This is a genomic window from Micromonospora sp. bgisy143, assembly GCF_057708145.1.
Window position 1 is genome coordinate 595527 of the sequence record NZ_JBYIRN010000002.1, and the last position, 7300, is coordinate 602826.

At 72.9% G+C, this 7300-nt stretch carries 8 protein-coding genes; 3 read left to right on the plus strand and 5 right to left on the minus strand.

Going from position 1 to position 7300, the window contains the following annotated elements; all coding sequences use genetic code 11:
- Positions 1 to 76: 76 nt before the first annotated feature.
- The 3 genes from phoH2 to AC3EN4_RS05690 all read right to left on the minus strand — a co-directional run bounded on the left by phoH2 (position 77) and on the right by AC3EN4_RS05690 (position 2682).
- The gene (gene phoH2 / locus AC3EN4_RS05680) at positions 77 to 1492 is read right to left on the minus strand and encodes an RNA 5'-3' helicase PhoH2 (protein ID WP_422738310.1); all 1416 of its coding nucleotides are present in this window, start codon (positions 1490 to 1492) and stop codon (positions 77 to 79) included.
- 430 nt (positions 1493 to 1922) lie between these two features.
- Positions 1923 to 2294, minus strand: coding sequence for a hypothetical protein (locus AC3EN4_RS05685; RefSeq protein ID WP_435204842.1), 372 nt, complete (start codon positions 2292 to 2294; stop codon positions 1923 to 1925).
- 31 nt (positions 2295 to 2325) lie between these two features.
- Positions 2326 to 2682: a hypothetical protein gene (locus AC3EN4_RS05690; RefSeq protein ID WP_355048876.1), complete on the minus strand. Its 357-nt coding sequence runs from the start codon at positions 2680 to 2682 to the stop codon at positions 2326 to 2328.
- Between the two features lie 264 nt (positions 2683 to 2946).
- Between AC3EN4_RS05690 and AC3EN4_RS05695 the strand changes: the two genes are divergently transcribed.
- From AC3EN4_RS05695 to otsB, 3 genes are all read left to right on the plus strand, one after another.
- Complete coding sequence (locus AC3EN4_RS05695) at positions 2947 to 3390, plus strand: XRE family transcriptional regulator (protein ID WP_266248891.1); 444 nt, start codon at positions 2947 to 2949, stop codon at positions 3388 to 3390.
- A 162-nt stretch (positions 3391 to 3552) separates the two neighbouring features.
- Positions 3553 to 3906 (plus strand): hypothetical protein, encoded by a 354-nt coding sequence (locus tag AC3EN4_RS05700; protein WP_355048878.1) that lies wholly within the window; start codon positions 3553 to 3555, stop codon positions 3904 to 3906.
- Positions 3907 to 3973: 67 nt separating this feature from the next.
- Positions 3974 to 4798: a trehalose-phosphatase gene (gene otsB / locus AC3EN4_RS05705; protein ID WP_435204843.1), complete on the plus strand. Its 825-nt coding sequence runs from the start codon at positions 3974 to 3976 to the stop codon at positions 4796 to 4798.
- 4 nt (positions 4799 to 4802) lie between these two features.
- Here the strand turns inward: otsB and AC3EN4_RS05710 are convergent, their stop codons facing one another.
- The gene (locus AC3EN4_RS05710; protein WP_422738307.1) at positions 4803 to 5573 is read right to left on the minus strand and encodes an isoprenyl transferase; all 771 of its coding nucleotides are present in this window, start codon (positions 5571 to 5573) and stop codon (positions 4803 to 4805) included.
- Between the two features lie 31 nt (positions 5574 to 5604).
- Positions 5605 to 6747 (minus strand): NAD(P)/FAD-dependent oxidoreductase, encoded by a 1143-nt coding sequence (locus AC3EN4_RS05715; RefSeq protein WP_435204844.1) that lies wholly within the window; start codon positions 6745 to 6747, stop codon positions 5605 to 5607.
- Positions 6748 to 7300 lie beyond the last annotated feature (553 nt).

Below are 7300 nucleotides of genomic sequence, written 5' to 3' on the forward strand. Positions count from 1 at the left end.
GCACATGGGAAACCGACCGCGCCGTTTGTGACCTGCGCCACACCCAAAATAGGGACGAACCGCTACGAAACCCCCATCACTGCGGGATGTCCTCGAGGAGATCCGTCACCATCGCGGCGATCGGCGACCGCTCCGAACGGCTGAGCGTGACGTGGGCGAAGAGCGGATGGCCCTTCAGTGCCTCGATCACCGCGGTCACGCCGTCGTGCCGGCCGACCCGCAGATTGTCCCGCTGGGCCACGTCGTGGGTGAGCACCACCCGCGACCCCTGCCCGATCCGGGACAGCACGGTGAGCAGCACCCCACGCTCCAACGACTGGGCCTCGTCGACGATCACGAAGGCGTCGTGCAGGCTGCGGCCCCGGATGTGGGTCAGCGGCAGCACCTCCAGGATGCCCCGCGAGGTGACCTCCTCCAGCACGTTCTCGTGCACCACCGCGCCGAGCGTGTCGAAGACCGCCTGCGCCCAGGGCGACATCTTCTCCGACTCCGAGCCGGGCAGGTAGCCCAACTCCTGGCCGCCGACGGCGTAGAGCGGGCGGAAAACGATCACCTTCTTGTGCCGGCGACGCTCCATCACCGCCTCGAGGCCGGCGCAGAGCGCCAGCGCCGACTTGCCGGTGCCGGCCCGGCCGCCCAGCGAGACGATCCCGATCGTCTCGTCGAGCAGCAGGTCGAGGGCGATCCGCTGCTCGGCCGAGCGGCCGTGCAGCCCGAACGCCTCCCGGTCACCCCGGACCAACCGGACCGACTTGTCCGGCAGCACCCGGCCCAGCGCGGAGCCGCGCGTCGAGTGCAGCACCAGGCCGGTGTGGCAGGACAGACCCGCCGCCTCGTCGAGGTCGAGCGTCTCGCCGGCGTACAACGCGGAGATCTGCTCCTCACCCAACTCCAGCTCGGACATGCCGGTCCAGGTGGGGTCGCCGGCCTGACCGTGGCGGTACTCGTCGGCGCGCAGACCCACCGAGGCGGCCTTGACCCGCAGCGGCATGTCCTTGCTGACCAGCGTGACGTCCCGCCCCTCGCCGGCGAGGTTGAGCGCGACCGACAGGATCCGCGCGTCGTTGCTCTCGGTGCGGAAGCCGGGGGGCAGCACGCCGTCGTCGGTGTGGTTCAGCTCCACCCGCAGCGTCCCGCCGGCATCGTTGGCGGGCACCGGACGGTCGAGCCGGCCGTGCCGGATCCGCAGTTCGTCGAGCATCCGCAGCGACTGCCGGGCGAACCAGCCCAGCTCCGGGTGGTGCCGCTTGCCTTCCAACTCGGTGATGACCACCAGTGGCAGCACCACCTCGTGCTCGGCGAAGCGGTGGAACGCCGCCGGGTCGGACAGCAGCACCGAGGTGTCCAGAACGAAGGCCTGCCCCGCTGGTCGGGGCTCCTTGTTCTCGGCCGGCGCGGCGTCCGCCGCACGGCGGCTCCGGGTGGCCCGGCGGGTCGTGGCAGTCGCGGCCGGGGTCTGGTCGGCACCGGCGGTGGTACGGCGAGTCGTCACAGGCCTGCTCCGACGGATGGGCACCCGGCCACCCGTTTTCCGCCTCGTCCGGTGCCCGGAGGGGTCGGATGCGGAACCCCGTGCGCGAGGTCGCAGATCCGGGTGGACCGGCTGGCCCGGGAGAACCCCGCGCCATGCCTAGACGCTAGCGGCGGCGGACCGTCCCGGCTAGGGGCGATCGTGGATCTCTGGGGACGGCGGTGTGAACAGCGCCGAACGGATGAGCCGGCGGGGACGACGCGCGGTGTCCGTAGCGTGGCGGCCGGACGCGGCGAGCCGGCCGGGATGCATGCCCCCTGCGCGCATCCCGGCCGGCGGGGCCACCGTCACCGGTCTGACGTGGCCCCGACGGTGCGTGTCCGCCGCGGACGACGCACCGCGTTTCCGCAGCGCCGGTCGGCGGGACGCGCTCGGCGACCCGCCGGCCGGCTCAGCCGGTTCGTCGGACGAGCGTGCCGGTCGGGTGCCGCCCGGTGATCGGGGCGGCCGGCGCGGTGAACGACGAGCCGGTGTAGGTGGTGCCGGGGCGGGCCGCCGTGCCGGGGCGGGCCGCCGTGTCGGGGCGGACCACCGTGCCGGCGGAGCGGACGGCCGCGGGCGAGGAGACCGACAGCGCGGAGGCGATCGCCGCCTGGGCGTCGCGCCGGCGACGGTTCCAGGCGCCCCGGTCGCCGTCGAAGTAGCCCTGGCGGTAGCCGAAGCGGTAGCCGATCCGGTAGCTGAGCTGCCCGTGCAGGCGACCGGCGGCGTAGCTGGTGGCGCCGAGCACCAGGACGAGGAAGACCACGAGGAACGGGCTCATCGGGCGGCCCCCGCCCGGCCCGGACGCCGGCTCATCGCTCCTCCGGCTCGACCGTGGTGGGATCGGCGGTGGGGTCCGCGACCAGCAGCCGGTCCAGGTCGTCGGTGCTGACCTCCTCGACCAGCTCGACGGTGATCCGGCAGCCGTCCAGCACGACCTCGGCGACCGAGGATCGGCGGATCTCCCCACCGGCGTCGTAGACCCGGACACTCAACTCTGGGCAGCCGAGGTGGGTACGCCAGGCGTTCCACTCGGTGCGGTCGCCGACGCTCAGCGACAGGTATCGGCAGCCTCGGGCGAGGTAGAGGCGCCACGGGGCACTGAGCCCCGCTGCCACTCCCTCGGCGATCAGCCCGAAGGCCTGGGCTCGGGTGGCGAGCTCGGTCACCACACCCCCTCGGCACCGGGGGCGTGACGCATGTGAGCACCAGTCGTCTCATGCACGTGACACACCGTAGATTGTCCCATGAGCGTGACAGTATCAGCTTTTCGTCCCCTTACATTCGCCACGACGGGCATCTATTCTGCCCGGGTGACACCCCTCCAAAGCGGCGCTGGATCGTTTATCCCGAATCCGAGAGAGCCGTCACGTCCGCGTGACAGCAGCGTGCCTGCGCAAACGCCCACGGACGGCTGGTCGTACCGTCACGGGGTGACCGAGACGGCCAACGCGCGAAAAATCGCCTTCGCCACCTTCGTTCGGCGCGCCCTCGACGAGGCGCGGGCCACCCGCGCCTGGAGCGGCACCGAGGTGTCACGGCGTACCGGCGTCTCCCGGCAGACCATCAACCGGTGGGTCCGGGGCGACTGGGCCAGCGACCCCGAGGCGGAACGCGTGGTCGCCTTCTGCGAGGGCCTGGGACTGAACCCCGCCGCCGCCTTCGCCGCGCTCGGCTGGGACCGCACCGCGAGCGGCCCGCGCGCCGGCCAACCGGCCCCGCCGATGGACCCGGACGTGGAGGCTCTGCTGCGCCGCCTGGTCGACCCGAACGTGTCGGACGCGGAGAAGTTCCACATCCGCGAAACCATCAGATACCTCGCATACCGCCCAACGTTGCCGGTCGATGTCCGAAATAGAGGCAATCAGGCCGGGTAGTTCCTCAGATGGCGAAAGAACGCCTGGTCAGGTTCATTCGTTTCGCTCCGGGGCAGGAACGGGCACGCTAGCGTCCCTATTCGTACTGCTTGGGCTCGTCATCGGCGGGGGGACGGGACAAGGCCGAACCTAGCCCTGCGGGACAGAAGGAGGGGTCTGTCCATGACCCTGAAGTGGTGGGGAGTCGTGGTCGCCACGGTGTCGATGACACTGTGGGCGACCGGCAACGTGGTGACCCTCGCGGTCAACGGTGGGCAGCTGCCGCTGCTCGTCAACCTTCTCGCGCTCACCAGCGCCGGCACGGCGGTCATCCTGGCCGTCGTCGCGGAACTGCACGAGCGGCTCAACGACCGGATCAGCGCGCTCACCGAGTTCCTGGTGGCCCGCCTCAACGAGATCGAGACCCACACCGGGGACCGCAACACCGGGTTCGTGGAGGGTTACCTGCTGTCCCACGGGCAGGAGGCGGCGGTGGTGCCGTTCGGACGCCGTGGACGAGGGGCCGCCGAACGCTGACCGACCGCCGCCGGGTGGGTCCGCTCGGCCAGGAATGAGCCCCCGACGCCGGGGTACGCTGACGCGCGTGCCGCCGTTGAATCTGGGCAACCACCAGCCGAGGACCCCGTTGAACGCCGACCAGGCGTGGCAGATAACTGCCGGCCGGGCCGCCGGGACCGTGCTCTTCTTCGACTTCGACGGCACACTCGCGCCGGTCGACGACGACCCTACGGCGGTCCGCCCCGCGCCCAACGCGCTCGCCGCGATCGAGGCGCTGGCCCCGGTGGTGCAGCGGATCGCGATCGTCTCCGCGCGACCCGTCGAGTTCCTCCGTGACCGCCTCGGCGAGCTGAGCGGCGTGGACCTCTACGGCCTCTACGGCCTGGAGCACAGCCACTCCGGCGGCGAGACCGTCACCGAGCCGACCGCCCTGCCGTGGGTGCCCACCATGGCCGAGTTGGCCGACCTGGCCCGGGAGGAGCTGCCGCCCGGCACGCTCGTCGAGTACAAGCGGCTCTCCGTCGCGCTGCACTGGCGTACCGCCCCGCAGCTCGGCGCCACCGTGCAGCAGTGGGGGCAGGCGCAGGCCGACCGGCTCGGGTTGCGGGTGCAGGCCGGTCGGATGGTGCTGGAGCTCAAGCCGCCGGTCGACCGGGACAAGGGCATGGTGATCGGCGAGGTGGTCCGGGACGCCACCGGCGCCTGGTACTTCGGCGACGACGTCTCCGACATCAAGGCGTTCGCGGCGCTTCGCGCCCGCGCCGAGTCGGACCCGGACTTCTTCGGTGTCTGCGTGGCCGTCGCCAACCCGGAGACCGGCCAGGAGGTGGCGGACGCCGCCGACCTGACCATCGAGTCACCGGCCGCGCTCGGCGACTTCCTGACCCGGGCCCTGAGCCGGCTTCCCTGAGACCTCAGGCGCCGTAGCGGCGCTGGCGGGTGGCGTACGAGCGCAGCGCCCGCAGGAAGTCGATGTGCCGGAAGTCCGGCCAGTTCAGCTCGCAGAAGTAGAACTCCGAGTGCGCGGACTGCCACAGCATGAACCCGGACAGCCGTTGCTCCCCACTTGTGCGGATGACCAGGTCGGGGTCGGGCTGACCGCGGGTGTAGAGGTGTTCGGCGATGTGCTCGACGTCCAGCACCTCGGCCAGTTCCTCGATGGTGCCGCCGGATGCCGCGTGCTCGAGCAGCAGCGAACGGACGGCGTCGGTGATCTCCCGCCGGCCGCCGTAGCCGACCGCGATGTTGACCTCCGCGCCGCCGCTGCGGTCCCGCGTACGCTCCTCGGCCCCCTTGAGCGCGGCGGCGGTCTGGGCGGGCAGCAGGTCCAGCGCGCCGACGATCCGCAGCCGCCAGGGGTTGCCCTCCTCGGCCAGCTCCACCACCAGGTTCTCGATGATCTCGAGGAGCGGGTCCAGCTCGCTGGCCGGGCGGCGCAGGTTGTCGGTGGCGAGCAGGTAGAGCGTGACGTGCCCGATACCGGCCTGGTCGCACCAGCCGAGGACATGCTTGATCTTCGCCGCGCCGACCCGGTGCCCGTCGTTCGGGTCGACGTAGCCCATTTCCCGGGCCCACCGGCGGTTGCCGTCGCACATCACCCCGACGTGCCGGGGCACCGGCTTGCCCGCGAGCTTCGCGGTGAGCCGGCGCTCGTACACGGAGTAGATAAGGTTCCGCAGCGTCATCACCTAGCAGCGTAGCGACCCGCCCGCCGGATCACCCCTTCGGAGGGCGATCCCCGCCGGACAGTTCGATGCCGATCATGCCCAGCGTACGGGCGGTGAGCCGGCCGTCGCCGAGCCCCAACTCGACCACGTCGTCGAACACCCGGTCGTCCCGACGGGCCGCCCGGACCGCCGCGTCGACCACCCGCCGCCGCCGCGCCAACCAGGCGGCCACCGAGCTGTGGCGCAGATGGGTGCCGAGGCGACGACGCAGACCCGCGGCATAGCGGCGGGCCGCCGCCTCGGGCTCGCGAGCGGCCGCGGCCCCGGCCAACGCCCCGGAGAGCAGCGCGTAGAAGATGCCCTCCCCGGTGAACGGATTGATCAACGACAGCGCGTCCCCGGCCAGCAGGGTGCGGTCCCGGCCCGGCGTCGGCCGGTGGGTGGACAGCGGCAGGTGGTGGGCACGCAGGGCGGTCACCGTCGACAGGTCGGTGCCGGGTAGCAGCGCGGCCAACCGATCCAGCAGGTACGCGCGGCTCAACGGCTCGCCGCGCAACACCTCCCCGTACCCGACGTTCGCCCGACCGTCGCCGATCGGAAACGACCAGGCGTACGCCGGCCAGCGCGCCTTGGAGGTGACGATGAGCTGCTCGGGCGGGCCGGGCAGCGCGGGGGCGTACCCGCGGATGGCCAGCGCGAGGTGCCGGTCCGGGTTGACCGGGTGACCGAGGGCCCGGCGCACCACCGACCCGGCGCCGTCCGCGCCCACCACCACCCGGCCGGACAGCTCCCCGTCGAGCACCACCCGGTCACCGCGCGGCTGGACCCGGCGGACGCTGTGCCGACGCAACCGCGCGCCGGCGGCCACCGCCGCGGCCACGAGCCGCGCGTCGAAGACCTCCCGGGGAACGGTGTACGCCGGCCGGGGCAGCGCCCGCGCCACCGCCTGGCCGCCCGGCGCGACCATCCGCAACGCGGGCAGCGGGGCGTACCCGGAGACCGCCTCGGTCACGCCCAGTTCGGTGAGGACGTCCACCGAGTGCGCCGCGATGCCGTCTCCACACGCCTTGTCCCGAGGGAAGTCGGCCCGGTCCAGCAGCAGCACGCTGGCGCCCGCCCGGCAGGCCGTCAAAGCGGCAGCCGCTCCGGCCGGTCCGGCACCGACAACCACCACGTCGAACTCGTCGCTCACCGCGCACCTCCCTCCGACCGGGGCGACACGGCTGGTATCCGCCCCGCCCAGCGATCACCTGGGCCATCGACACCGGCCACGGTGACCGACGTCACCCGTCATCCTGCCCCCTGGCCGCCCGCCCGCACGCCTGCCGCGCTGCCGCACTGCCGCGCTGCCGCCTGCTGCCGCCCTGTGGACCGGCGGATCCGAGACGGCACCCCTGCCGCCTGCTGCGTTGCCTGTCGAGCTGCCCCATTGGTGGGGCAGGAAGCGACCTGCGCCCCGGGCCCCGGGCCCCGGGCCCCGGGCACGGGCACGGGCACGGGCACGGGCACGGGCACGGGCACGGGCACGGGCACGGGCACGGGCACGGGCACGGGCACGGGCACGGGCACGGGCACGGGCACGGGCACGGGCACCGAATCCTCGCCACCGCCGGACAGGCCAACCGCCGGGAGAGGCTACCGCCGGGGAGACCTACCGCCGGGGAGACCTACCGCTGGGAGGGCCTACCGCCGAGAGGGCCTACCGCCGGGGAGACCTACCGCCGGGGAGACCTACCGCCGGGGAG